The sequence below is a fragment of the Bacillus sp. FJAT-18017 genome (assembly GCF_001278805.1).
Taxonomy (GTDB): Bacteria; Bacillota; Bacilli; order Bacillales; family Cytobacillaceae; genus Bacillus_D.
On sequence record NZ_CP012602.1, the window covers coordinates 2,133,730 to 2,159,094 of the forward strand.

Consider the following 25,365-nt stretch of genomic DNA (forward strand, 5'->3'; position numbering starts at 1 on the left):
TAGAAAAATGTGAAATCTGGTTGTTAAGACATATGCTATTGTTGAGCAGTTGATGATTTTTGGACGAAATCCGTATTTTTTGGCGCTGGAACCATCCCTATACTCAATAGGAAATCGTCAATCGTAAGCTCATATTGTTCACGGTTTTCGTTAAATGACTGGGCATGGATGCCATTTTCGGCCATAAAGAGCATTTTTGGTCCATTCTTTTTTTCATAAAGTGCTTCTGTCATCGAAGGAAGGATAAAATCATCCTTTGCACTATGAATGAATAAAACGGGATTCTTGATATTGTCAATCACCGTAATAGGCGAAACTTCACGAAGCGAATATTTATCGCGGAAACGGAGGAACAGTTCAGCGAGCGGGACCAGGACGCCCGCTGGAAGACGGACCTCTTCTTTTATACGATAGGCAAGCTGTTCACGGAAATCAGAGAATGGACAATCAGCAATATAAAAGTCTGCGCCATCCTCGAGCATCCCTGCATATAGGAGCATAGTGGCCGCCCCCATCGATTCGCCATGGATGCCTAGCTTGATATGAGGGCCCTTTTCGTTTTTTAACCAATCCACAACTGCTTTCAGGTCGAATTTTTCATAATGGCCGTAGGAAGTTGTTTTCCCACCGGATTCGCCATGACGGCGATGATCGAAAATCAAGGCATTAAAGCCGCGCTCCAGAAATAGGTTCATATATTTGATAGAATTAAACTTGTTCTCGGTCACACCGTGGCTAATAATCATATAATAATTGGTGTTATGAGGCTCGGCCAAAACACCTTTAATGTCGTAGCCGAATGGGGAGGGAATGGATACATCCCTTTTTTTCAAAGAATCGTACTCCTCATCGATGATTCTCCCTGCTTCACGTTCACGACTCAGAATAAATTCATCTTCTTTCTTTTTCATGAACATCAGCCTGTTCGTAAAATAAACCCCAACGGCTGTAATGGCGGCAAGTATTGATAACAAAACCCGAACTGTTCTTCTCAAAAAAATCCCTCCGGCTACAATATGCGTTCCCTTCATTATTTTACCATTCGAGACTGTTTCAAACCCACTATCGTGGCAAAAAAGAATACCGCCCTTAACAGGCGGTGATTGAAACTTATTTGGGGGCATTTTGCCGGTTTGTAGGATGAATTTCCTTTTCCAAATCCTCTACTGCTATTTGAGGCTTAATATCCTTTGCTGATGGCTGGCCCTTTTGGCTAAATCCTTTGTCGCGTTTCTTGCTCATCGATTACGTCTCCCTTCATCTCTTTACTATTAAGATGAGCCCCGGGGAGATAGGTTATGCACCTGATGAAGCTTGCAGTTTATAGATCACACTATCAATTGGGCGGCTAAGGTGAGGCCGGACAATTTCGACAGCTTCAATAATTTTTTCAGGAGAAACGCCGGTTTCAATCCCCATACGATGGAGCATATACACAACATCCTCTGTAGCCACATTTCCTGTCGCACCAGGCGCAAAAGGGCAGCCGCCAAGTCCGCCCGCGGAAGTGTCGAAACGGTCAATTCCAGCTTGCATGGAAGCAAGTATGTTCGCTAATGCCAGCTTCCGCGTGTCGTGAAAATGGCCGGTCAGGAGGATGTTAGGCAGGATTTCCTTTAGTTTTTTAAAAAGTGAATAGGCTTCATTTGGCACAGTCATCCCGATAGTATCCGCGACACTAAGCTCATCCACCCCAGCTTCTGCAAATTCCTGGCACAGCTTGATTGTGTCATCTTCATAAATCTTGCCTTCAAAGGGGCAATGCCACGCAGTTGAAATGCAAGCCCTTACAAAAAAGCCGTCCGTCTTTAAGTTGGCGATGAGCGGACGCAATTCCAACATGCTTTCTGCAGTGGTTTTGTTAATGTTCTTTTTATTAAAGGTGTTGCTGACTCCAACAAATACAGCAACCGCTTTGCAGCCAGTTTCTTTGACACGGTCAATTCCCTTCTGGTTAGGTGCGAGGACAATGGAACGCGTGTTGCCATCAAGGCATCCATCTACGATTTCCGCTGCATCGGCCATTTGCGGTACCCATTTTGGTGAGACGAACGAGGTTAGTTCCATTTCAGTAATCCCGGCAAGGCGAAGGGCATGGATGAAATCCTTCTTTGCTCCCGTTGGTACAAATCCTTTTTCATTTTGAAGCCCATCCCTTGGTCCAACTTCAATAATCGTCACATTGCGTGGCAGCTGCATGTCATGCTCCCCCTTTAGTTGCATTTTCTCCATTGTAATTTGACTATTTTGATTTGTGCAAGTTTATGGATAATTAAATACTTTTAGGGTAAGAAGGTATTGAGAATTACTAGTTTGAAAGGGGAATAGGAATGAATAACAATGATATCGTAATTGTCGCTGCTGCAAGGACTGCAATTGGAAACTTTAATGGAAGCTTGAAAAGTGTTCCCGCGACTGAGTTGGGTGCAACAGTGATCAAGGCTGCTCTTGAACAGGCCGGTCTCCAGCCGGATCAGGTAGATGAGGTTATCATGGGGAACGTCCTCCAGGCTGGGCTTGGGCAAAACCCCGCCCGCCAGGCAGCGATTAAAGCAGGTATACCTAAGGCCGCTTCATCCATGACAATCAATAAAGTTTGTGGTTCGGGGCTAAAGGCAGTACATCTTGCAGCACAGGCCATCTTCGCCGGAGACGCGGAGGTTGTTGTGGCAGGCGGAATGGAGAACATGAGCCAGGCGCCATACCTTTTGAAAAATGCGCGCGAGGGATTCCGGATGGGCGACCAGAAGGTAATCGACAGCATGATATATGATGGACTATGGGACGCATTTAACAATTATCATATGGGGGTCACCGCTGAAAATCTCGTTGAGAAATATGAAATTACAAGGCAGGATCAGGATGCTCTGGCGGTCGCTAGCCAGGAAAAGGCAGTACGGGCAATTGAAGAAGGAAAGTTCAAGGACGAAATAGTCCCGGTAACCATACCTCAGCGCAAAGGCGATCCAATTGTGTTTGATACAGATGAATATCCGAAGAAAGGGACGTCTCCTGAAACACTTGCCAAGCTGCGCGCGGCTTTCAAAGCGGATGGAAGCGTAACAGCCGGCAATGCGTCAGGTATTAACGACGGCGCGGCTGTAGTGATTGTGATGAGCCGTAAAAAAGCCGAAGAATTAGGTGTGAAGCCGCTCGTCGTCTTAAAAGGGAACGGAAGCGCTGGCGTCGACCCGGCTATCATGGGCATAGGACCGGTAGAGGCAGTCAGGAAAGCGTTAAGGAAAGCTGGGGAATCGATTGAAAGCTTAAACCTCATTGAGGCGAACGAAGCTTTTGCCGCACAATCCCTCGCAGTTGCCAAGGATTTGGGCTTTGATATGAATAAAGTGAACGTCAACGGCGGCGCGATAGCACTTGGCCACCCAATCGGAGCAAGCGGTGCGAGAATCCTCGTCACACTCATTTATGAAATGAAAAGAAGGAACGCAAAAAAAGGCCTCGCCACACTTTGTATCGGTGGAGGACAGGGAGTAGCCTCCGTAGTTGAACTAGCAGAATAGCGGGATTACGAAAAATCCAATTAAAGACGGAAGCTGGATGCTTCCGTTTTTTGGTGATTAAATCTTGCAAACAATAGTATTGTTAGCAGAGTTTTCAAGAAAAATGAATAGTAGAGACAGGTTCAAGAACAAATATGCACACTTCCAAGGATTTATGCGCACTTCCCGGAATTTATGAACACTTTTCAGGATTTATGCATACTTTTCAAGATTTATGAACACTTTTCAGGATTTATGCATACTTTCAATGCTGGCGGCCAATGTGAAAGTACCCCCAAGAATCCCCTTAACCTAAGCAAAGATACGTTCGTTCCTCCATTTAAAAAGATGAAGTATAATAGTCTTATATTAAACAAAGGAGCGGCGGGCTATGGCAAAGAAAAAGCAGGCGAAAAGACAAAACCAGCAATCAAAAAAGACCGAAACACCACTTACACTGGGAGATATGATAAATCAGGATATATTCACCCAACTAAAGAATCGCCAGCATGAACTGAAAGAGGAAGAAAAACAAAAAATGGAAGAAGAAGAAAACCGCAAACGCGAGGAGCGCCGCTTAAAAGAAAAGAATAAAAGCTTTGAAGAGCTTTTAAACGAAAGCGGCATGAATTGGAAGGAGTTTAAGTAATGGTCCCACGGAAAGTAGAGGTGGCACCTTATTCGGCCGATTGGCCAAAACGGTTTGAGGCGGAAAAAGATAATATTCTAAAGGAATTGAGAACAGACAGGGTTATTCTTCATCATATCGGCAGTACATCTGTACCAGGCCTTAGCGCAAAACCAATTATAGATATACTGGCAGAGGGGGAGTCTCTGGAGATTTTTGATAGAAATGAACGCAATCTGATGAATGCAGGCTACATTGCAAGGGGAGAAAACGGGATTGCCGGCCGGCGATATTATATAAAAGTAAATCCGAACGGAGAACGGCTCGTCCATCTCCATGCGTTTAAAAAGGGAAGTCCTCATATCAACAGGCATCTCTATTTTCGCGACTATCTCATTAGCAATTCTGATAGAGCTAATGCATACGGACAAATAAAGGGAGAGGCCGCATCCAAATTTCCTAATGATATCTCCGCTTATATAGCATATAAAGAAAAAATAGTTTTAGAGATTGAACAAGAAGCGATAAATTGGGCGAAAGCGCAGAAATAGGGCAGCCGCATAAAGGCTGCCCTATATATTTACCTATGTTGAGTATACATATTGACTTTTGTAAGCTCGTGAATGACTGCTATTTCTTCGTCTGTAAGCGGGTTGGCCCGTGCTGCCTTCGCATTCTGCACAATCTGTTCAACACTGCTTGCACCTGCAACAACTGAAGCGACTGCAGGATGTGACAGGTTGTATTGAAGGGCAGCCTCGGCTAGAGAGCGTGAACCAAGTTTTTCTTTTAACAAAGGCAATAGCCTTTCAAGTTCATCGTAGCTGTAATCCAGGTAGCCTTCAGAAGAGGCTTTTTCGAGCATTTTTTCACTAAGCAGGCCTTTTGCAACCGGACCTCTTGTGACCGCGGATACACCATTGGCCTTTAACAAAGGCAAGATTTCCTCCTCTGGCCGCCGGTCAAGCATGCTGTACTGGACCATCACAGATACGAGCGAAGATTTATCCACATATTCTCTTACAACATTCGGCCGGATTGATGAAATGCCATAATAGCGGATTAACCCTTCGGATTTCAGTTCCTCGAATGCCTCAATCGTTTCATCAATTGGATCATCGATCGTGCCGCCATGCAGCTGATACAAATCTATGTAGTCTGTCTGAAGACGTTTCAGACTGTCCTTAACTGCATTCTTAACATGTTCCTTTGAAGGGTCCCACGTCCAGCCAGATTTGTCCTGCTTCCAGCGATTTCCCGCCTTCGTGGCAATGACCACCTTGTCCCGCCGGCCTTTCAGGGTTTCACCTACAATCTTTTCATTCTCGCCGAAATCATAGAGGTCGGCAGTATCAAAGTAGTTAATTCCTTCATCCAGCGCGGCATCAATGATTGAACGGGCCTTGTCCACATCAGTTCCAAGCGACATGCAGCCAAGCCCGAGAACGCTAACCTCCAACTCGGAATTGCCAAGTTTTTTCTTTTTCATAGCCATCACTCCTTATGGCCATTGTACCCTCATGAGTGAATTAGCGGCAACTTGACTGCCTCTTGGCTTCAAATTGAAGCAATTCTGAAACTGTAAGGTGGACAGAACCCAATTCACGGAGTAAATATCTGATTTCCCAGGCCTTTCCGGTCATAGTGAAGCCCTTCTTGTGTACATACGCTTTCATGGTTAATTTCCCCCAATTAAAGTATGATAGAATGTATGAACACATAGTCAGGAATAGAACAGGAGTGGCAATGGATGGGAAATTTAGAGGAAAAAACTATCGGAAGCAAGGAAATTTTCAGCGGAAGAATTATTACCGTTAAGCTCGATGAAGTTGAGCTTCCAAATGGAAAGACTTCCACCAGGGAAATTGTGAAACATCCAGGTGCAGTAGCTGTGCTAGCTGTTACCGATGATAATAAAATAGTCATGGTTGAACAATACAGGAAACCAATGGAGAAGATCCTAGTGGAAATACCGGCAGGAAAGCTTGAAGAAGGGGAAGACCCTGCAGTCTGCGCCCGCCGGGAATTGGAAGAGGAGACAGGCTACGAGTGCCAGGAAATGGAGCTCTTGATCTCTTTCTACACCTCTCCGGGATTTGCGGATGAAATCGTCCACCTGTATATTGCTAAAGGCATTTCTCAAAAGGAAGATGCAGCAGGACTGGATGAGGATGAATTCGTCAATGTTATGGAACTTACACTGGAAGAAGCATTAACTTTAATAGAAGAAAAAAGAATATATGATGCGAAAACTGCTTATGCTGTCCAATATGTACAGCTGCAGGAGGCGCTTTCGAAATAATGAAAAAGTTCTACACGGATTTGCATATCCACATTGGCCGGACTAAGACAGGAAAGCCAGTCAAAATAACCGGGGCAAAATCACTGACATTTACCAATATCATTGAACATGCCCGCAATAAAAAAGGTCTTCATATGATTGGTATAATTGATTGCCATTCACCGGAAGTCATCGTCGAGATGGAGGAACTAATGCTAGCGGGTGAGATGTCTGAACTATCAGGCGGTGGATTGGAATTTGGCGGAATGGCTGTCATTCCAGGTTCAGAGCTGGAGATTTATGATCCGGGAACTAAGGGACCAATCCATGTTCTTGTGTTTATGCCCAACATGAAAACGATGAAGGAGTTTTCCGCTTGGCTTTCAGGGAAAATGAAAAACGTAAATCTTAGCTCACAGCGGATTTACGCTACTGGCCGGGAGCTTCAAATAAAAGTGAAGGAACTTGGCGGTCTGTTCATTCCCGCCCATGTATTCACACCTTTTAAAAGCCTATACGGAAAAGGTGTCAATAAATCTCTCGAGGAAGTTTTTGACCCACAGCTTATAGATGGCATTGAGCTTGGATTAAGCTCAGATACTAATATGGCAGATGGATTGGAGGAACTGCATAGCTATCCTTTTTTAACAAATTCAGATGCCCATTCACTTGCAAAAATAGCCCGGGAATACCAGGCGATTTTAATGGAAGAAGCGTCTTTTACGAACCTCGCCCTGGGATTAAGGGGAGAAGGGGGACGCGGGATCCTGGCTAATTATGGTTTGGATCCATTGCTTGGCAAATACCATAGGACGGTTTGTACAGACTGTTTGCAGCCAAATAATAAAACGGGAGAACCTTGCAGCAACTGCGGTTCAATGAAGATTACTAGAGGAGTCGCGGACAGGATAGCAGAGTTGTCGAGTGCTGCACAACGCCCGAACTGGCGGCCCCCGTATATCCACCAGGTTCCTTTAGAGTTTATCCCGGGGCTTGGCCCAAAGCTTTTTGAAAAATTATTGTGGCATTTCGGGACGGAAATGGCCATCCTTCATGATGTTCCAAGTGAAGCAATTGAACAGGTAATACCGGAGCGAATTGCCAAGCTCATTATCGAGGCAAGAGAAGGCAGATTACGTTTAACTGCCGGCGGTGGAGGTAAATATGGAAGGGTAGACTTCTCATAGAGATAATCATTTAATAGTAGGAAATGGAGAGAGACGGTAATATCAAGATAGGATTGGCATACAATGGTAGAAACACGAACCGTTTAGGGGGAAATGCCATGAAAAAACGTATGAACCAGTCCATCGCATCAGCATATTTAGGCGAGCACTCCTCAATCTTCCTGTTTGTTTCGATCCTGTTCATGATGGGAGTCATTTTTGGGGCTATTATCGTAAACAGCATGAGCCTTGGCCAAAAGGAAGATTTATTCTACTATTTATCTCAATTTTTCGGACAGATAGCCAGTGGTGAAACAGAATCTGCCAGGAACTTATTTTTCCAAAGCCTTTTGCATAATAGCAAATTCATTTCCCTGATGTGGATTCTTGGAATTTCCATCATTGGACTTCCGGTTATTTTAATTCTGCTGTTTATTAAAGGAATGGTCATCGGATTTACAGTAGGCTTCCTAGTCAGCCAAATGGGCTGGGATGGCTTTGTTTTTGCTTTTGTCTCAATTCTGCCGCAGAATGTGATAATCATACCTGTCTTTATCATTATGGCAGCAGTGTCGATAGTATTTTCTCTGAAAATGATCCGGAGGCAGTTTTTCAAAAAGGTCGGCCAACCGATAGCGCCATTATTCGGAAGGTATTTGATTTTTCTTGCTGCCGCACTGTTTTTATTAGTGGTTGGATCGGGTATTGAGGCATATCTTTCGCCAGGTTTCATGAAGGCAGTCGCAGGTTCCCTTTAGTGATAATCAATTTCAGTTAATAATCATTTTAAACTGTTGTTTATAATAATTTTAGTTTTCAACTTAATTTCTATCTGCTATAATGGGAGGGACAGTTGCGAGGGAGGTCAACCCCATGGAAACAAGGATTGAAAGAATAAAAAAACAGTTGCATTCATCAAGCTATAAGCTTACTCCGCAACGCGAAGCAACCGTTCGGGTTTTGCTGGAAAACGAAGAGGATCATCTCAGTGCAGAAGATGTCTATCTGCTTGTTAAGGAGAAATCACCCGAAATCGGCCTGGCAACTGTTTATCGAACATTGGAATTGCTGACTGAATTGAAAATAGTTGATAAGATTAATTTCGGAGACGGGGTCTCGAGATACGACCTTCGCCAGGAAGGTGCCGCCCATTTCCATCATCATCTTGTTTGTATCGAGTGCGGCGCTGTGGATGAAATTCAAGAAGACCTGTTGGAAGACGTTGAAGAAATCGTGGAACGCCGCTGGAATTTTAAAATTAAGGATCACCGGCTCACCTTCCATGGAATTTGCCATCGCTGCCAGGGGAAAAGTGAAACTGCCGAATTGGAAGCAGAATTTACAAATAAATAACATACAAGAACCTGCTAAATGGCAGGTTCTTTTTTTCTATAAGAAAGTTTATCTTTTTTTTGAGAACTGTCTAGCTCCACAAGGAAAGCTTCGGCAGCATAAGCATCGCACGAAGAAAAAGCGGTAGCTTTTTCGAGGAGCGCCTAGCGCCTAGTGTACTTCGGTCCCCTGGTTACGATAAGTCAACATCGATTCGCTGGTACTCATCGTGTTTCCTTTATCTCCTTCGAGGCCCTCCAGTCCATACGGCGCTGACCAAGGCGCTTGCACTTTTCTAATCCTCAGGTATAATATCGTGCAATTTTGGCATACCTTGTACTAAAACCAGAAACCTTGGGGGAAAAGAACATGTTGTCATTTTGCAGGGCTGTTTATCATACATTAAAGGTATTTATCCTGTTTGTAACCTGCACGGTACTATTTTATTATGGTATGATGTGGTTACACGAAGAGTATCAGAACTATCACCGGTACGATGAGCCGAAGGGAACTGCAGTGAAGGTGTCCAACACATCACAGGCTAGTAATCCCGAATGGCTGGACCGGTTGTTGCTGTTCTATTTGAGCGGGGAGTAATTTGCATGATGGAAGATCACTTGAAAGATTTTATCCATTTCCTACTAGTGGAAAAAGGATTGTCACAAAATACTGTTGTAGCATATGAACGTGACTTAAAGGCTTATTTGAAACATGTGAAAAACAAAAGCGGGTTAACATCAGTCAATGAGATTCAAAGGACGCATATCCTGCACTTTCTTGGAAAATTAAAGGAAGATGGGAAATCGTCAAAAACTATTGCCAGACACGTGGCGTCGATTCGTTCCTTCCACCAGTTTTTATTGAGGGACAAAGCATCTGAACAAGATCCTTCTGTCCATATTGAAACGCCGCAGCTTGAGAGGAACCTTCCAAAGGTCTTAAGCATGGAGGAAGTTGAGACCTTGCTGGAAGCTCCGACAGAGGATGGCCCATTTGGGCTTAGGGACAAAGCAATGCTTGAAATCCTTTATGCAACGGGCATACGGGTAAGTGAACTAATAGGCTTGAATATCGGAGACCTTCATTTACAAATGGGATTTGTCCGCTGCATAGGGAAGGGAAACAAGGAACGGATCATTCCGATTGGCCGGACCGCGTCGGAGTCACTGGAAAGATATCTTTCTGACGGCAGGCCTCAGCTCGCAGCCAAAACCGGGCGTGAAGATGCCTTATTCCTTAACCATCTAGGACATAGGCTGACCAGGCAGGGGTTCTGGAAAATCCTGAAAAAGCTTGCCGAGGAAGCGGGAATTGAGAAACCATTAACCCCGCATACACTAAGGCACTCATTTGCAACGCATTTGTTAGAGAATGGGGCGGACTTACGGGCTGTTCAGGAAATGCTCGGGCACGCAGACATTTCAACTACTCAAATTTACACCCATGTCACGAAGGTAAGGCTGCGTGATGTATACAGTAAATTCCACCCAAGAGCTTAAGAGTTTACTAGAAAGGCCAGCGAAGTGATAGCTGGTCTTTTTTGGTGGCGCGTGCGCTTTTTATATTCTGCGGAAAAAATTGGTCTTGGGAGCGGTTTCTTGCTTGTATTTTCTCTGTGGTTTAGTAAAATATAGATGTCAGACTTCTGACTTTCTTATACCTCTCACTTGAACATTTAACGACTGGAAAATTTTAGTTTACTCCTGAGGTAGTTCATCAATGAATCGCAAACTTCGTGATTTCATTATCTCGGTTGAAGCCACTTTACTTTTGTGTGGCGTTAAACAAGGTGCATGCGCTGTGGTTCTGGTGAGTAATGATAGTTGAAAAGGGTAGAATAGCAACGAGGTTTGATGAAAATATTCTACTTAAAGACAAATTATAGAGGTGAACAGCTGGGAACAGTTTTTACCTTAAAAGGAGGGTTTTGAATGGGCCAAGGTGGAACATTCAAACGGATTTTTTTAATTGTTATGGATTCTGTCGGGATTGGTGAGGCTCCTGATGCTGAAAAATTTGGAGATAAAGGCTCAGATACGCTTGGGCATATTGGTGAGGCAATGGGCGGCCTAAAAATGCCTGTCATGGGCCAACTGGGTCTTAGCAATATTAAGGAAATTAAGGGTATTGAAAAACAGGAGAAGCCCCTTGCTTTTTATACTAAAATGCAGGAAGCTTCGAACGGTAAAGATACGATGACTGGACACTGGGAAATAATGGGCCTTAATATTCAGACTCCGTTCCGTGTATTTCCTGAGGGCTTCCCGGATGAACTTCTATCCGAGCTTGAAGCTCGTACAGGCAGGAAAATAATTGGGAACAAGCCGGCGAGCGGTACGGAAATTCTTGTGGAACTTGGGCAGGAGCATATGGAGACAGGTGCGCTTATTGTGTATACATCTGCCGATTCAGTGCTTCAAATTGCAGCCCATGAAGATATTGTTCCACTTGATGAATTGTATCGTATTTGCAAAATTGCCAGGGAATTGACACTTGATGAGAAATATATGGTCGGAAGAGTAATAGCCAGGCCATTTGTTGGCGAGCCAGGAAACTTTAAACGAACTGCGAACCGCCATGATTATGCCTTGAAGCCATTTGGACGGACAGTTATGAATGAATTGAAGGATGCAGGCTTAGATGTAATTGCAATAGGCAAAATTTCCGACATTTATGATGGTGAAGGCGTGACAAAATCGCTCCGTACCGCGTCAAATATGGATGGAATGGACAAGTTAAATGAAACGCTCGATATGGATTTTACTGGATTAAGCTTCCTGAACCTTGTTGATTTCGATGCCCTTTTTGGCCATCGCCGTGATCCAAAAGGGTACGGGAAGGCTCTTGAGGAGTATGACGCCCGTCTTCCAGAAGTACTTGAAAAACTGAAAGAAGACGATTTGCTGATCATCACCGCAGACCACGGGAACGATCCGGTTCACCCGGGAACTGACCATACACGGGAATATGTCCCTCTTCTCGTTTATTCTAAGGGACTCACTGGCGGCAGTGAGCTTCCTATCCGTGAAACGTTCGCCGACATTGGTGCAACAGTTGCTGAAAACTTCAACGTAACTATGCCGCAACATGGGAAGAGTTTTCTTGGCGAACTGAAGTAACCGTCCAACTAATATCTCTAAACAGACAATTAGTGGAAAGCCATTACTGTTGGAAGATGCCTTTTTTCAGTATTAGCGGGCAGGTAACATGGATGTACAACTTTAACCAATCCTGATGATAATGGATTGTTTAACAAAATTAACTAAATAACTTTAATTTAATTAGAACGGAAGGCGCGGGACTCGTTCGAAAATGCAAAAAGCGCATTTTCTCCTGCGATGCATTTTTCAGGGAAGCTTATTCAACGTCCTGTGGGAGAAAAGGGACAGTGGGAGACCCCACAGGCGCTTTAGCGCCGAGGAGAATGAAATACGTAAGTGCCTTGGGTTGCCCCGACAAGCGCTGGAGGGCCTGAAGGAGAAGTCGCTCTTTGACCTCACCTGAGGGACCGAAGCGACCTCGAGGGGCTAGGCACTGAAGCAAGACAGGCTCCCCGCCGTGCCCACGCAAAGCGGAAGCGCCTCGTGACAGGCAAAGAACGCCTCGAGCCAGGCAAAAAGCCGCCTGTCTCTGCGATGTTAATTCACGGATGCTTTCCTTTGTGTCCCTGCGATGATAATTCTCAGGAGCTTCCCTTTGTGGAGTGGGAATTTTTAGATAAGAAAATGCTTTTCAAAAAATGAAAAGGTAGTGATGATTACGATGAGAATGGTAGACATAATTGAAAAGAAACGTGATGGGCTAGAGTTGACATCCGAGGAGATCAATTTCTTTATTCAAGGGTATACATCTGGTTCTATTCCTGATTATCAAATGAGCGCGCTTACTATGGCTATCTTTTTTAAAGGAATGACTGAATCTGAACGGGCCGAGTTGACTATGGCAATGGTTAAGTCCGGGGATCAGATAGATCTTAAAGGAATTGAAGGCGTGAAAGTGGATAAGCACTCAACCGGCGGTGTAGGAGATACTACAACTCTTGTACTTGGCCCTTTGGTTGCATCGGTGGGAGTGCCTGTTGCAAAAATGTCTGGCCGCGGGCTTGGACATACCGGTGGGACCATTGACAAATTGGAAGCAGTTGAGGGATTTCATGTTGAAATTAGCAATGAAGAATTCCTCGAGCTTGTTAATAAAAATAAAATAGCTGTTATCGGGCAAAGCGGGAATCTGACACCGGCTGATAAGAAATTGTACGCACTTCGCGATGTAACTGCTACGGTGGACAGTATCCCGCTAATTGCAAGCTCTATTATGAGCAAAAAAATAGCTGCGGGTGCGGACGCAATTGTCCTTGATGTCAAAACTGGAGCGGGCGCATTCATGAAAACGTTGGATGATTCCCGAGAGCTGGCAAAAGCAATGGTTAGAATCGGAAATAATGTTGGCCGGAAAACGATGGCTGTTATTTCCGATATGAGCCAGCCGCTTGGATTTGCAATTGGCAATGCCCTTGAAGTAAAAGAGGCAATTGATACGCTTAAGGGGGAAGGCCCTGAGGATTTGGCTGAACTGAGTTTGACACTTGGCAGCTATATGGTGTTCCTGGCAGGAAAAGCGGAATCACTAGCGGATGCTCGCCTATTGCTTGAAGCAGCAATAGCTGACGGGTCAGCGCTTGAAAAAATGAAAGTATTCCTTAGCTCTCAGGGTGGGGATGCCTCTGTTGTGGACGATCCTTCCAGGCTCCCTCAGGCTAAATTTGTTACCCCTCTTGAGGCAAAAACGAGTGGCTACGTTTCCGAAATTATTGCCGACGAGGTAGGTACAGCCGCGATGCTCCTTGGAGCTGGCCGTGCAACAAAGGAATCCGAAATCGATCTTGCAGTTGGGCTGGTCTTGAAAAAGAAAATTGGCGATAAGGTTGAAGCCGGAGAATCGCTTGCTGAAATTCACAGCAATAGCGAGGAAATTGAAGAAGTAAGGAAAAGGCTTTATAACAGCATTAAAATTACCAGTGAAAAAGTCGACGCACCGACTTTAATCTATGGCGAAATAACCGAATAAAATCACTGAAATTATATAGACAGTGGCTAAACTGCTGAAGCAGTTGTGGCCACTGTCTTTTTTGCGTTTAATTTTGTATAGAAAAACCATTTTTGGAAAAAATGGAGGCTATAAAGAATGGAGGGTTATGCACATGAAACGATTAGGTTCACTAATGCTGGCAACATTGCTTTCTTTTACACTAGTTTTACCCGGTACAGTTTCTGCTAAAGAAGATAACTCCACTGATTTGGCAAAGGATGTAAAATCGGCCATCCTGATAGAAAGGGACACTGGTACTGTTCTCTATGAGAAAAATAGCAATGAGCAGCTTCCGCCTGCGAGTATGACAAAAATCATGACGATGCTTCTCATCATGGAAGCATTAGATAAAGGTAAGCTCGATGTTAATGAAAAGATTCGTGCAAGTGAATATGCCGCTTCCATGGGAGGTTCCCAGATTTTCCTCGAACCTGGTGAGGAAATGACAACAAAAGAACTTTTAAAGGGAATCGCAATAGGCTCGGGAAATGATGCGTCGGTTGCGATGGCAGAACGGATTGGCGGCTCTGAAGAAGCCTTCGTAGACATGATGAATAAAAAAGCCAGGGAGCTTGGTCTGAAGAATACCGTTTTCAAAAATACAACAGGCTTGCCTGCTGAAGGCCATATCAGTACTGCCAGCGATATGGCAAAGATGGCGAAAGAACTGCTGAAATACGAAGACATAACAAAGTATACAGGAATGTATGAAGCATATCTGCGTGAAGATACCGATAAAAAGTTCTGGCTTGTAAATACAAACAAGCTGGTCAGATTTTATCCTGGTGTTGATGGTTTAAAAACAGGCTTTACTGCGGAAGCGAAATATTGCCTTACCGCAACAGCGCAAAAGGATGGAATGAGGGTAATCGCTGTTGTCTTTGGCGCACCTACCTCAAAGGCTAGAAATGCACAGGTGACTAGGATGCTTGATTATGCTTTCGGCCAGTATGAAACACATCCTCTTTACCAAAGAAATGTTGCAGTAGGCACAGTGGAAGTAAGCAAAGGCAATTCAAAGAAGCTGAAGGCAGTTACAAGCGAACCAATTTCTCTTTTAACGAAAAAAGGAGAAAAGATTTCAGATGTCAAAAAAGTGGTCAACCTTAAGAAGGACATCCACGCTCCTATCGGAAAAGGAGATACGATTGGAACGCTTAAAATTGTAAAAGGCGGAAAAGTGCTGCAGGAAAGTCCGCTTATGGCAAGCAAAAATGTTGGCGAAGCTGGATGGTGGACTATGTATAAACGAGCTCTGGGTATGTTCACGAAGTCCGGCGAGTAGTTGTCGAAACGGAAAATAATTGCACTACCTTTAGCGAAATGCCACTAGTTTTGTCCGTGTTGAAGGATTTGAACTACTCCGTCTCGAATTGTCTCATTGTAAGGCGGCCAGACTGCATCCGCAGTGGGCTAATATTGGCACAGAAGTTGCCAAATGCCAAGTATACAATAGGAGGCCGGAGATAGTGAGTCTGAACATCGGAATGGAAGTTAGAAGTGAAGTGCTATGCATCCGTTTAAGCGGTGAACTTGACCATCACACCGCAGACAGGCTTCGTTCGCAAGCCACACAAGCAATCGAGGAATATGGAATCCGCCACATTATTTTGAACCTTGAAGGGTTATCCTTTATGGATAGTTCTGGGCTGGGCGTTATTCTTGGACGGTATAAACAATTGAAGCAGCTTCATGGAGAGATGGTTGTTTGCTCGGTTTCACCAGCGATTGAACGCCTGTTTGATATGTCTGGGCTTTTTAAAATCGTGAAAATGGAACCGACTGAAGAATTTGCTTTTCAAAGATTGGGGGTTGCATGATGAGAAACGAAATGAACCTCCAATTTCGGGCACTAAGCCAAAATGAATCGTTTGCCAGGGTTACGGTTGCTGCATTCATTTCTCAGCTGGATCCGACTATGGACCAGTTAACTGAAATTAAGACCGTGGTGTCGGAGGCCGTCACGAATGCAATTATTCACGGTTATGAGAATGATCCCGAAGGAATTGTCCATATCCACGTGGCGATTGAAGGGGAGCTTGTTGATATTGTCATTAAGGATACAGGAAATGGGATTGCCGATATAGATGAAGCGCGGCAGCCACTGTTTACAACAAAACCAGACCTTGAGCGATCCGGGATGGGCTTTACCATCATGGAAAACTTTATGGATGAGGTCGAGGTCTTGTCCGAGCAAGGTAACGGTACCGAGGTCAGGTTGCGGAAGAATCTATCCCGAAGCAAAATGCTTTGCAATTAAGGAGAGGGCCTATGGATGTGGAGGTCAAAAAAGAGAGTGCGCAGCCGTTTCTAAAGGACCATGAAGTGAAGGAATTGATTAAGAGAAGCCATAACGGGGACCAGGATGCACGGGACCTCATTGTTGAGAAGAATATGAGGCTTGTCTGGTCTGTCGTACAGCGATTTTTAAATCGAGGCTATGACCCGGACGACTTATTTCAAATCGGCTGTATCGGCCTTCTAAAATCAGTCGATAAATTTGACCTTTCGTATAATGTCAAATTTTCAACATACGCAGTACCAATGATCATAGGGGAAATCCAACGATTCATCAGGGATGATGGAACCGTCAAAGTAAGCAGATCCCTGAAGGAAACGGGAAATAAAATCCGGCGGGCAAAGGATGAAATGTCCAAAACACTTGGGCGTGTACCGACAGTAAAGGAATTGTCCGAGTATTTAGGCCTCGAACCCGAGGAAATTGTCCTTGCACAGGAAGCAAGCCGTACGCCTGCATCCATCCATGAAACCGTCTATGAAAATGATGGGGATCCAATAACGCTTCTGGATCAAATTGATGATGGTAATGATGGGAAATGGTTTGATAAAATCGCCCTTAAAGAAGCCATTAGTGAACTGGATGAACGGGAAAAGCTGATTGTCTATCTTCGCTATTATAAGGATCAGACGCAATCAGAGGTCGCCCAGAGGCTTGGTATATCCCAGGTACAGGTTTCACGGCTAGAAAAAAAGATCCTGCAGCAAATGAAAAACCATATGGACCTCTGAGTCCATATGGTTTTTTTGTTAGAGTCAGCTTTGTTATGTTAAACAGAGACTGTTGAATTCCACCTCACAAAGGAAAGCTCTATAGAACATGCATTGCCAAGGACAGGCGTATCTTTCTTCCGCGAGACGTTCTTTGCAAGCGACGAGGAGCTTCGGCTTACACGGACGAACCAAAGCAAAGCTTGCTGAGCGCGTAGATCAACACGGCTCACTTGTATGCTTCCGTATTTCATTCTCCTCGCGTGAGCGCCTGTGGATAGACCTGGTTCTTGACGACCCTGCAGTTAAGAAATAAAGGGTGCAGTCTTCAATAGAGGTTCTTGACGACCCTGAGGCTATAGAAATGGAGGGCACGGTCTTCAATAGAGGTTCTTGACGACCCTGGGCTATAGAAATAGAGGGCACGGTCTTCAATAGAGGTTCTTGATGCCCCTGAGGATGAAGAATGAAGGGCGCGGCCTTAAAGTAGATGTTCACTAACCTCTTCTCTCGTTTGGAAGTCAGTTGCATTTCCGCTCTACTAATTCAAGCTGCTTCCAAGAATAATTACCCCGGATACAAGATAACCGAGCCTTAAATACCCTGGTCCGAAACAGATATAACACCCCTTACAGGAAAATTAATTAACGATTAATCCTCCTATCCCACCTCATCATATTCGCTTCTGAGGCAATTATTGCCTTTCATGAAGAATTCCCGTTTTATCCATACTAGCAATACAAGGAAACCAATGATGGAAGTGAGTGTCTTGGAAAAAACGGTCTACATCCGAATGAGGAACAGGATATTGGTCCAGCCAAATCAGGAAATTATCTTAAAAGACGTTGCCCAAGTGCTTGCGCCGGATGGGATGGATCAACGGATCAAAACGATTCCAATTTACAAGGTTACCTCCCGTGATAGTAACTTTATCGTCATGGATGCCATGAAAATAATACGCCATATTACGAACGCTATACCTGGCGCAGATGTTCAGACGGTTGGCCCGGCCCAAACACTGATTGAAGTAATTTTAAAGAAAAAAGGGCTCTCCCTTCCCTTATTCATTTTAATCTGGTTTTTGCTTTTTTTCGGTTCAGCCATGGCAATCATGAATTTCCATGATGATGTCAGTATGCAAAGTGTGCAGGAAAAGCTCTATACCATCATTACAGGTAAGGAGTCCCATCAGCCCCTTCTTTTCCAAATACCATATTCAATTGGACTGGGGGCAGGAATGGTCATATTTTTTAACCATATTTTCAAAAAACGAATTAACGAAGAGCCTAGCCCGCTCGAAGTAGAAATGTTCAACTACCAGCAAGACCTTGACAACTATGTCATGATACACGAAAACAAGGAGAGCATGAAGCGCCTTGATGATTATTGAAGGGCTCGCGATCGTGTTCATTGCTTTGAGCGGAGGGCTAGCAGTTGGTTCTGGCTTTGTTGCTTTCCTGACAGTATTAGGAATTGTCCCGCGCCTGGCTCAAATTTCTAAAACTGTTGATAAGGTAGTGTGGTACGAGGCGGCAATTATTCTTGGGACAATCGCAGGAATTTTTGGGAGTTTAAGGGATCCCATTCTTGGTTTGCCCGCCTTTTTGCTTGTATTTCTTGGGCTTGCAGGCGGCATTTTTGTCGGGATGATTGCTGGTGCGCTTGCGGAAGTCTTAAATGTAATTCCAATTCTTGCTAAAAGGCTGAATATGGATGGGGAAATTATTATTTTACTTATGGCTGTAGTATTGGGGAAAATTGCTGGATCGTTATTTCAATGGCTTTACTTTATCCATCAATAAGAAGAGTTGGGGGTGGTTGCTGAATGCAAAGAAGAGTCATACTCATTACAGATGGTGATGAATATGCAAGAAAGGCAGTAGAGTGCGTCGCAGCGGAAGTTGGGGGGCGAAGCATTTCTCTATCATCTGGCAACCCCTCTATACTCAGCGGCCCTGAAATTGTAGCCTTAATTAAACTCGCTACAAATGATCCAGTTCTCGTCATGTTTGATGATAGCGGACTAGTTGGGGAAGGGGCAGGCGAGACTGCATTAAAATATGTTGCCTCCCATCCGGACATCGAGGTCCTGGGCATCATCGCTGTTGCCTCCAAAACCCACCAGGCAGAGTGGACGAAGGTTGACATATGCATTGATCGGGACGGGGAATTAACCCCTTATGGTGTGGACAAACACGGAGTTCAGGAAATGGATATTGGAAGAATATATGGGGATACCGTATATTGCCTTGATGGACTTAATGTGCCAATCATTGTGGGAATCGGGGATATAGGAAAAATGGCTAGAAGAGATCATTTTTCCTCAGGTTCCCCCATTACAAGGAAGGCTGTCGAGCTTATTCTTGAAAGGAGCGGTTATGATGTTGGGCAAGAAAACAGAGCAGGGGCTCCTTCCCAAATCACTGAATGAAATAGAGTCGTACATGAAGGAAAATGCAGGACTTGGAAAGAGTTTTGATCTCGGGGTTCGCAAGCTCCGGGTCCTCCGCAAAGATGTGCATTTTTATTATGTGAATGGCTTGTGTGACACCTCTTATATTATGGAAATCATGGAAGAACTGATTGAAGGTGACTCTAAAGGGAAATTGTCTTCGGGTATTTTTCCATTCATTGAACAGCATCTTGTACATCAGACTGTCAATAGGGTTCGTACACTAGAGGAATTTGTGACAGCAGTCCTTTCAGGTATGATTGTATTCGTTATTGAAGGTGAAGGGGTCGGTCTGTCTGCAGATACAAGGGGATACCCAGGCAGACAGCCACAGGAGCCGGATACGGAAAAGGTTGTCAGGGGTTCTCGGGACGGCTTTGTTGAAAACATTATTCTGAATACTGCTCTTACCAGAAGAAGAATCCGTGATGAACGCCTCCGATTTGAAATCCTGCGAGTAGGGGAACGCTCCAAAACTGATATCGCAATCGGATATATCGAGAATGTAGCAGACCCGTGCCTTGTTGAAAAGATTAGAAAGGAAATAGAAAAAATTAAGGTTGATGGGCTACCCATGGCTGACAAGACAGTGGAGGAGTTCATAGTCAATCAGGGATTCAATCCATATCCACTTGTCAGATATACGGAGCGGGCTGATGTAGCGTCGGTCCATTTGCTCGAGGGGCATGTGCTAATTTATGTGGACACATCGCCTAGTGTCATCATTGCACCCGCAACATATTTCCATCATGTACAGCATGCGGAGGAATACAGGCAATCTCCTGCCGTTGGTACTTTTGTTAGATGGGCCAGGTTCCTTGGTATTTTCTCATCGATATTCCTTTTGCCACTCTGGTTTTTGTTCGTAATTGAACCCAGCCTCCTGCCAGAGAATCTATCCTATATAGGTCCAAATGAAAAAAGCAGCATCCCGATTATCGTGCAGTTGCTTTTGGCCGACCTGGGAATTGAATTTTTAAGGATTGCAGCCATTCATACACCAACACCACTTTCAACTGCAATGGGCCTCGTAGCAGCTGTTCTAATTGGCCAAATTGCAGTCGATGTAGGGCTTTTTGTATCGGAAGTTATTTTATATGTGGCGGTATCAGGTATTGGGACCTTTACGACCCCAAGCTATGAGCTTAGCGTCGCCAATAAAATAGCAAGGTTCTTTTTGCTAATTATCACAGCGTTCTTCCATTTACCGGGTTTTGTGATTGGCATGACAGTGTATCTGTTGTTCTTAATCAGAATCAAGTCATTTGAGATACCGTATTTTTGGCCGTTTATACCGTTTGAGCCCAGAGCAGCATTGCAAATAATTGTACGGCGGGCAGTCCCTGGGGCGACACTCAGGCCAAGAATTATCTTTGCTGGCAATCGCCAGCGGCAGCCTTCTAAATGAACCGTTGCAGGATGAACTTTAATATGCTAAAGTAATCACTATCGATGTTTAAGAGGGCGCTGCCCTTTTGGCTTTACACAGGTATATGGTGGAAGTGAACAAAAAATTTATTGGACAGTACCTGCTGCGGGCCTGTCTTTTCTTTATTAGTCCGTTTATAGACACACGAAGAAGCCATGAATAGGGAGATGGGACTTATGCATTTTTATGGGACAATTGCAGTTAATCAGGCCGGCAATCTCGAAATTGGCGGGGTTGATGCTATTGAATTGGTCAATACGTACGGTACGCCTCTTTATGTGTATGATGTAGCGTTAATCAGGGAGCGGGCACGAGGCTTTAAACGCGAGTTCATTACACAGGGTGTTAATGCGCAGGTGGCGTACGCCAGCAAAGCTTTTTCAACAATTGCAATGATCCAGCTTGCGGAAGAGGAAGGATTATCGCTTGATGTTGTTTCAGGGGGAGAGCTTTATACAGCAATGGCTGCGGGATTTCCGGTTGAAAAAATCCATTTCCATGGGAATAACAAGAGCCGGGAAGAACTTGAACTTGCTATAGAATTAGGGATTGGATGTATCGTCGTAGATAATTTTTATGAACTTGAATTGCTAAAAGATATTTGTTCGGAACGAAATACTAACGTAAAGATTCTGCTCCGAGTTACTCCAGGGATTGAGGCCCATACCCATGACTATATTCTAACAGGCCAAGAAGACTCAAAGTTTGGCTTTGGCCTCCAAAACGGACAAGCAGAAGAAGCAGTCCGTGAAGCTAGCAGTTTTGAATTATTTGATGTTTTGGGAGTTCATTGCCATATCGGCTCGCAAATTTTTGAGACGACAGGCTTTATTCTCGCTGCTAAAAAAATCTTTGAAAAATTGGCAGACTGGCAGCGCAACTTTGGTTATAAGACCAAGGTTCTTAACCTCGGAGGCGGTTTTGGGATCCGTTATACGAAAGACGACCATCCGTTACCACCTTCCCATTATGTACGCGAAATAATTGCTGAAGTTAAAAATCAGGCTGCCCTGCATGAAATGGATATGCCGGAGATATGGATAGAGCCTGGCAGATCGCTGGTGGGAGATGCGGGCATTACTTTATATAAAACGGGATCACGCAAAGAGGTTCCCGGTGTACGCAACTATCTGGCTGTTGATGGTGGAATGAGCGACAATATCCGGCCAGCTCTTTATCAGGCAAAATATGAGGCCGTATTGGCAAGCAGGCCACTTGCCGAGCCGAAAGAGACAGTATCTGTTGCAGGCAAGTGCTGTGAATCCGGGGATATGCTTATCTGGGACTTGCCTCTCCCTGAAGTTGGCGAGGAGGAAGTTCTTGCTGTATTCTGTACAGGGGCATATGGATATTCAATGGCCAATAATTATAACAGAATACCAAGGCCGGCAGTTGTGTTTGCTGAAAATGGACATGCTTCTCTAGTTGTAAAAAGGGAAACATATGAAGATTTGATACGCCATGATTTGCCATTTATCCGTTCCAGCAGCAAAGAGACTGCGAAAAAGTAGCAAATATCCGTATTGCTCTTCATTCGAGATGGTGTTATGGATAAATTTTTTATAATAGTGTAAAATGATGGACATTGGTATTTACCTCACCTTAAGGGCCGGCAAGCCTCCTCCTGAGGCTGCTGACCCGAAAGGTCCGATTGGTGAAATAATACTTTTCTAGGGGCCTTAGAAAATCAATCGGACTGTGCGCAACAAATAAACATTGGAAAATGCTTTAGCTTGGAGGCGTGGACGATGGGGGATAAGTCAAATCGTGTTTTGTTTGTGGTTCTTCTCCTTTTGGCGGTCGTTTGGGGCCTGATATATTGGTTTTTCATCGCTTGATTGGCGGCGCGCAATCAAACAGCTGTTTGTTTCCGATGGACTTCGATTTGGTATGATGAAATGTGGCGCAACCTGAAAGTATTATTACATATACTAATTCTAACCGGTGACTTACCGGATTAGGATTTATAATTTAATGAGGGATCATACATGTTAATCCGATACAAAAAACAATTCGAAAAAATTGCCATGGGCCTCTTGTCATTTATGCCTGGCGAGAAGGATATCAAAAAGCTTCAGCACACAATGAAACAGTATGAATCTGCCGAAGGATGGCAGTTGTTTCTTTGGAAAGAAGGGGAAGATATTATCGGGCTGATTGGCGTGTTTCATACTAGTGATGTGACAGCCGAAATCCATCATATTTCAGTCAATCCATCCCATCGTTACCAGGGGATTGGCCATAATATGGTGAAGGCTTTAGGTGATCTTTTCCCAAACAAAACGATCACTTCCAACGAGGTGACAGCTTCCTTTTATGAAAAATGTAAAGACGGCCTAAGCGCAGATTGTGAGAATTAATCACTTTCTGCGCTCTTTTTCTTTTCTAAGCATTAAGGCTTGTTCCCTTTCAAGTATGACGGATGTACGGTCTCGTGTACTATGCCGGTCAATTATTGCCTTTGGCGGAATGTAATCTGCATTTTCCGTTTGGTGACCTTTCCTTAAACATTCCATTTTCCAAAGATTATGTAGTTGTTCATCCGCTATAGGAATGGAAAATCCTTTGAAAGATTTACCGGAGCATGCTTCTTCTATTAAATTTTCAATATTGGTGAAAAGCATTTGGCTGTCTATCCCGAGGGAAGGAAGGAGTTCTTCCCTGCTTTTAAAGATGGATAAGGATTTTTTCAAAATCCTGGCTGCTCCTTTTGCGTTTCCTCTGCGAAAATGGTAACAGCCAACAGAGAGCTGAATGAAAGCCACCCAAATGGATTCTTTGTTTCCACAATCTACTTCCTTCCAATATTCCTCCAATATTTCATGACATTCAAAAAAGTCCTGGTCACCATGAAAATGGGCAAGGTATTCTATATATGGATCCGGGTACATTCATTTCCCTCCTGCTGCATTGAATGGGTATGTATAGTTTAACATAATGCCCGGGCGAATCCCGCTAAATCGCCATTAAGAAGTGTTTGATAAGAATTTTTTGTTGGATAAGCCCGTTTTATCCTCTATACTAAGTAATATATGTTTTCCTAATCTATCCTTGCTTCTGTATGAGCAGGATTATTAAATTTGCAGAGCTTGGTGAAAAAATGATGCATTATAATGTTAAAATCGATTCTTTTGAAGGCCCGCTTGATTTGCTGCTCCACCTGATTAATACCCTCGAAATAGATATTTATGACATTCCTGTTGCGCAAATTACGGAGCAGTATCTTATTTATATCCATACAATGAAAGAACTGAAGCTTGACCTTGCGAGTGAATATCTGGTAATGGCTGCTACACTTCTTGCAATAAAAAGCAAGATGCTCCTGCCTAAACATGAAGAAGAACTATTCGATGATGAAATGGAACCACTTATCGAGGAAGACCCTCGGACTGAGTTGGTGGAAAGACTGATTGAATATCGAAAATATAAGGAAGCAGCAGTAGAATTAAAGGAAATGGAAGAAGAGCGGAGCCTGATTTATTCAAAGGCTCCTAGTGACCTGACTGATTTTGCCAAAGAAGGTATACAACAAAAGGCGTCTGCTCCTTCTGCATCCATTTATGATATGCTTGGAGCCTATCAAAAACTTATGAGACGAAAAAAACTCCAAAAGCCTGTGAGCACTAAAATAGCACGCCAGGAAATATCTATCGAGAAAAGAATGGATGAGGTTATGGAATCCCTTAAAGGGAAGCCGTTGGGAGTTGATTTCTTCGAGCTGTTTCCGTCTCCCGAGAAGGAAAATATTGTGGTAACCTTCCTGGCCATTCTCGAACTAATGAAGAGAGACGAACTCTTTGCGGAACAAACAGAAAACTTTGGAGACATCAAGATTATTCCCGCAAGGAAAGGAGCAGTAGCAGTTGGGTATAGTTAACTATCATAGCATCCTTGAAAGCCTCTTATTTGCCGCGGGGGATGAAGGATTGTCTATAAAGCAAATTGCAAGTGTATTGGAGGTAGATGAACAGCAGGCATCCAATCTTGTCGATGAGATGAAAGAAAAATTGGAAGCGGATGAGAATAGGGGCTTAATTGTTATTTTACTAGCCGGGACTGTACAGCTTGGTACAAAAAAAGAGAATGCAGCCTATTTGAAAAAGCTCGTAGAGTCGCCTGGTACATCGACTCTGTCGCAGGCGGCCCTTGAAACACTGGCCATCATAGCCTATAAACAGCCTATTACTCGTGCAGAAATAGAAGACATTCGTGGTGTTAAAACTGAGCGTCCTCTGCATACATTGATGTCAAAAGCCCTTATAAAAGAAATGGGAAGGGCGGAAGGGTCCGGACGTGCAATTCTGTACGGTACTACCAAGGAATTTTTAGATTACTTTGGCCTAAAAAGCCTTGAGGAACTGCCTCCACTTCCTGACAAAGGTGAAGAGGATTTTGAGCAGGAGGAAGCTGATTTATTTTTCGGAAAGTTCCAGGAGCTTTAATTTTCATATTTGTTGTATAGTATGGATAATAAGTTCAA

The 25,365-nt window shown here is 44.0% G+C and carries 29 protein-coding genes; 23 read left to right on the top strand and 6 right to left on the bottom strand.

Going from position 1 to position 25,365, the window contains the following annotated elements:
* Positions 1 to 35: 35 nt before the first annotated feature.
* From AM500_RS09795 to AM500_RS09800, 3 genes are all read right to left on the bottom strand, one after another.
* On the bottom strand, positions 36 to 995 hold the full coding sequence (locus tag AM500_RS09795; RefSeq protein ID WP_082347405.1) for an alpha/beta hydrolase: 960 nt from the start codon (positions 993 to 995) through the stop codon (positions 36 to 38).
* A 115-nt stretch (positions 996 to 1,110) separates the two neighbouring features.
* Positions 1,111 to 1,242, bottom strand: coding sequence for a hypothetical protein (locus AM500_RS26240; RefSeq protein WP_269432579.1), 132 nt, complete (start codon positions 1,240 to 1,242; stop codon positions 1,111 to 1,113).
* Positions 1,243 to 1,296: 54 nt separating this feature from the next.
* Complete coding sequence (locus AM500_RS09800; protein ID WP_053599046.1) at positions 1,297 to 2,199, bottom strand: hydroxymethylglutaryl-CoA lyase; 903 nt, start codon at positions 2,197 to 2,199, stop codon at positions 1,297 to 1,299.
* A gap of 131 nt (positions 2,200 to 2,330) precedes the next feature.
* Between AM500_RS09800 and AM500_RS09805 the strand changes: the two genes are divergently transcribed.
* The 3 genes from AM500_RS09805 to AM500_RS09815 all read left to right on the top strand — a co-directional run bounded on the left by AM500_RS09805 (position 2,331) and on the right by AM500_RS09815 (position 4,679).
* Positions 2,331 to 3,521 carry an acetyl-CoA C-acetyltransferase gene (locus AM500_RS09805; RefSeq protein ID WP_053599047.1) on the top strand — a complete coding sequence of 397 codons (1,191 nt, stop codon included), beginning with the start codon at positions 2,331 to 2,333 and terminating at the stop codon, positions 3,519 to 3,521.
* A 370-nt stretch (positions 3,522 to 3,891) separates the two neighbouring features.
* Complete coding sequence (locus tag AM500_RS09810; RefSeq protein WP_053599048.1) at positions 3,892 to 4,149, top strand: YqkE family protein; 258 nt, start codon at positions 3,892 to 3,894, stop codon at positions 4,147 to 4,149.
* The gene (locus AM500_RS09815) at positions 4,149 to 4,679 is read left to right on the top strand and encodes a GrpB family protein (RefSeq protein ID WP_053599049.1); all 531 of its coding nucleotides are present in this window, start codon (positions 4,149 to 4,151) and stop codon (positions 4,677 to 4,679) included. Before AM500_RS09810 ends, AM500_RS09815 begins: the two co-directional genes overlap by 1 nt.
* A gap of 29 nt (positions 4,680 to 4,708) precedes the next feature.
* Here AM500_RS09815 and AM500_RS09820 read toward each other — a convergent pair whose 3' ends face one another.
* Both AM500_RS09820 and mciZ read right to left on the bottom strand, forming a co-directional pair.
* Positions 4,709 to 5,617 (bottom strand): aldo/keto reductase, encoded by a 909-nt coding sequence (locus AM500_RS09820; RefSeq protein ID WP_053599050.1) that lies wholly within the window; start codon positions 5,615 to 5,617, stop codon positions 4,709 to 4,711.
* Positions 5,618 to 5,657: 40 nt separating this feature from the next.
* A complete protein-coding gene (mciZ, locus tag AM500_RS26245) occupies positions 5,658 to 5,849 on the bottom strand; it encodes a Z-ring formation inhibitor MciZ (RefSeq protein WP_082347189.1) in 192 nt (63 codons plus the stop codon).
* 29 nt (positions 5,850 to 5,878) lie between these two features.
* On the opposite strand from mciZ, the gene AM500_RS09825 reads away from it, so the two are divergent.
* The 18 genes from AM500_RS09825 (at position 5,879) to AM500_RS09915 (ending at position 23,245) form a co-directional block, all read left to right on the top strand.
* Positions 5,879 to 6,430, top strand: a complete 552-nt coding sequence (locus AM500_RS09825) for an NUDIX domain-containing protein (protein ID WP_053599051.1) — start codon at positions 5,879 to 5,881, stop codon at positions 6,428 to 6,430.
* Complete coding sequence (locus AM500_RS09830) at positions 6,430 to 7,596, top strand: endonuclease Q family protein (RefSeq protein WP_053599052.1); 1,167 nt, start codon at positions 6,430 to 6,432, stop codon at positions 7,594 to 7,596. Before AM500_RS09825 ends, AM500_RS09830 begins: the two co-directional genes overlap by 1 nt.
* 98 nt (positions 7,597 to 7,694) lie before the next feature.
* On the top strand, positions 7,695 to 8,333 hold the full coding sequence (gene spoIIM, locus AM500_RS09835; protein ID WP_053599053.1) for a stage II sporulation protein M: 639 nt from the start codon (positions 7,695 to 7,697) through the stop codon (positions 8,331 to 8,333).
* Between the two features lie 115 nt (positions 8,334 to 8,448).
* A complete protein-coding gene (gene fur / locus AM500_RS09840) occupies positions 8,449 to 8,928 on the top strand; it encodes a ferric iron uptake transcriptional regulator (protein WP_043932883.1) in 480 nt (159 codons plus the stop codon).
* A 348-nt stretch (positions 8,929 to 9,276) separates the two neighbouring features.
* Entirely contained in the window at positions 9,277 to 9,504 is a 228-nt protein-coding gene (locus tag AM500_RS09845) for a YqzK family protein (RefSeq protein ID WP_053599054.1), read from the top strand.
* 8 nt (positions 9,505 to 9,512) lie between these two features.
* A complete protein-coding gene (gene xerD / locus AM500_RS09850; RefSeq protein WP_053601680.1) occupies positions 9,513 to 10,406 on the top strand; it encodes a site-specific tyrosine recombinase XerD in 894 nt (297 codons plus the stop codon).
* A 432-nt stretch (positions 10,407 to 10,838) separates the two neighbouring features.
* Positions 10,839 to 12,026 carry a phosphopentomutase gene (deoB, locus tag AM500_RS09855; protein WP_053599055.1) on the top strand — a complete coding sequence of 396 codons (1,188 nt, stop codon included), beginning with the start codon at positions 10,839 to 10,841 and terminating at the stop codon, positions 12,024 to 12,026.
* A gap of 643 nt (positions 12,027 to 12,669) precedes the next feature.
* Positions 12,670 to 13,974, top strand: a complete 1,305-nt coding sequence (locus tag AM500_RS09865; RefSeq protein ID WP_053599057.1) for a pyrimidine-nucleoside phosphorylase — start codon at positions 12,670 to 12,672, stop codon at positions 13,972 to 13,974.
* Positions 13,975 to 14,107: 133 nt separating this feature from the next.
* A complete protein-coding gene (locus AM500_RS09870) occupies positions 14,108 to 15,280 on the top strand; it encodes a D-alanyl-D-alanine carboxypeptidase family protein (protein ID WP_053599058.1) in 1,173 nt (390 codons plus the stop codon).
* A 184-nt stretch (positions 15,281 to 15,464) separates the two neighbouring features.
* On the top strand, positions 15,465 to 15,815 hold the full coding sequence (spoIIAA, locus tag AM500_RS09875; protein ID WP_053599059.1) for an anti-sigma F factor antagonist: 351 nt from the start codon (positions 15,465 to 15,467) through the stop codon (positions 15,813 to 15,815).
* A complete protein-coding gene (gene spoIIAB / locus AM500_RS09880) occupies positions 15,815 to 16,255 on the top strand; it encodes an anti-sigma F factor (protein WP_053599060.1) in 441 nt (146 codons plus the stop codon). The genes spoIIAA and spoIIAB overlap by 1 nt, the downstream gene beginning before the upstream one ends.
* An 11-nt stretch (positions 16,256 to 16,266) precedes the next feature.
* Positions 16,267 to 17,025 carry an RNA polymerase sporulation sigma factor SigF gene (sigF, locus tag AM500_RS09885; protein WP_053599061.1) on the top strand — a complete coding sequence of 253 codons (759 nt, stop codon included), beginning with the start codon at positions 16,267 to 16,269 and terminating at the stop codon, positions 17,023 to 17,025.
* A gap of 748 nt (positions 17,026 to 17,773) precedes the next feature.
* Positions 17,774 to 18,394, top strand: a complete 621-nt coding sequence (locus tag AM500_RS09890) for a stage V sporulation protein AA (RefSeq protein ID WP_053601681.1) — start codon at positions 17,774 to 17,776, stop codon at positions 18,392 to 18,394.
* Positions 18,384 to 18,806 carry a stage V sporulation protein AB gene (locus tag AM500_RS09895; protein ID WP_156319917.1) on the top strand — a complete coding sequence of 141 codons (423 nt, stop codon included), beginning with the start codon at positions 18,384 to 18,386 and terminating at the stop codon, positions 18,804 to 18,806. Before AM500_RS09890 ends, AM500_RS09895 begins: the two co-directional genes overlap by 11 nt.
* 23 nt (positions 18,807 to 18,829) lie before the next feature.
* A complete protein-coding gene (locus tag AM500_RS09900) occupies positions 18,830 to 19,435 on the top strand; it encodes a stage V sporulation protein SpoVABEA (RefSeq protein WP_053599062.1) in 606 nt (201 codons plus the stop codon).
* Positions 19,386 to 20,864: a spore germination protein gene (locus tag AM500_RS09905; RefSeq protein WP_053599063.1), complete on the top strand. Its 1,479-nt coding sequence runs from the start codon at positions 19,386 to 19,388 to the stop codon at positions 20,862 to 20,864. Before AM500_RS09900 ends, AM500_RS09905 begins: the two co-directional genes overlap by 50 nt.
* A 197-nt stretch (positions 20,865 to 21,061) precedes the next feature.
* Positions 21,062 to 22,396: a diaminopimelate decarboxylase gene (gene lysA / locus AM500_RS09910; protein WP_053599064.1), complete on the top strand. Its 1,335-nt coding sequence runs from the start codon at positions 21,062 to 21,064 to the stop codon at positions 22,394 to 22,396.
* A gap of 477 nt (positions 22,397 to 22,873) precedes the next feature.
* The gene (locus tag AM500_RS09915; protein ID WP_053599065.1) at positions 22,874 to 23,245 is read left to right on the top strand and encodes a GNAT family N-acetyltransferase; all 372 of its coding nucleotides are present in this window, start codon (positions 22,874 to 22,876) and stop codon (positions 23,243 to 23,245) included.
* Here the strand turns inward: AM500_RS09915 and AM500_RS09920 are convergent, their stop codons facing one another.
* Positions 23,246 to 23,776, bottom strand: a complete 531-nt coding sequence (locus AM500_RS09920; RefSeq protein WP_053599066.1) for a DUF309 domain-containing protein — start codon at positions 23,774 to 23,776, stop codon at positions 23,246 to 23,248.
* 212 nt (positions 23,777 to 23,988) lie between these two features.
* Here AM500_RS09920 and AM500_RS09925 point away from each other — a divergent pair, with 212 nt between their 5' ends.
* Positions 23,989 to 24,762, top strand: a complete 774-nt coding sequence (locus AM500_RS09925) for a segregation/condensation protein A (RefSeq protein WP_053599067.1) — start codon at positions 23,989 to 23,991, stop codon at positions 24,760 to 24,762.
* Positions 24,749 to 25,327 (top strand): SMC-Scp complex subunit ScpB, encoded by a 579-nt coding sequence (gene scpB, locus AM500_RS09930; protein ID WP_053599068.1) that lies wholly within the window; start codon positions 24,749 to 24,751, stop codon positions 25,325 to 25,327. The genes AM500_RS09925 and scpB overlap by 14 nt, the downstream gene beginning before the upstream one ends.
* Positions 25,328 to 25,365: the final 38 nt, after the last annotated feature.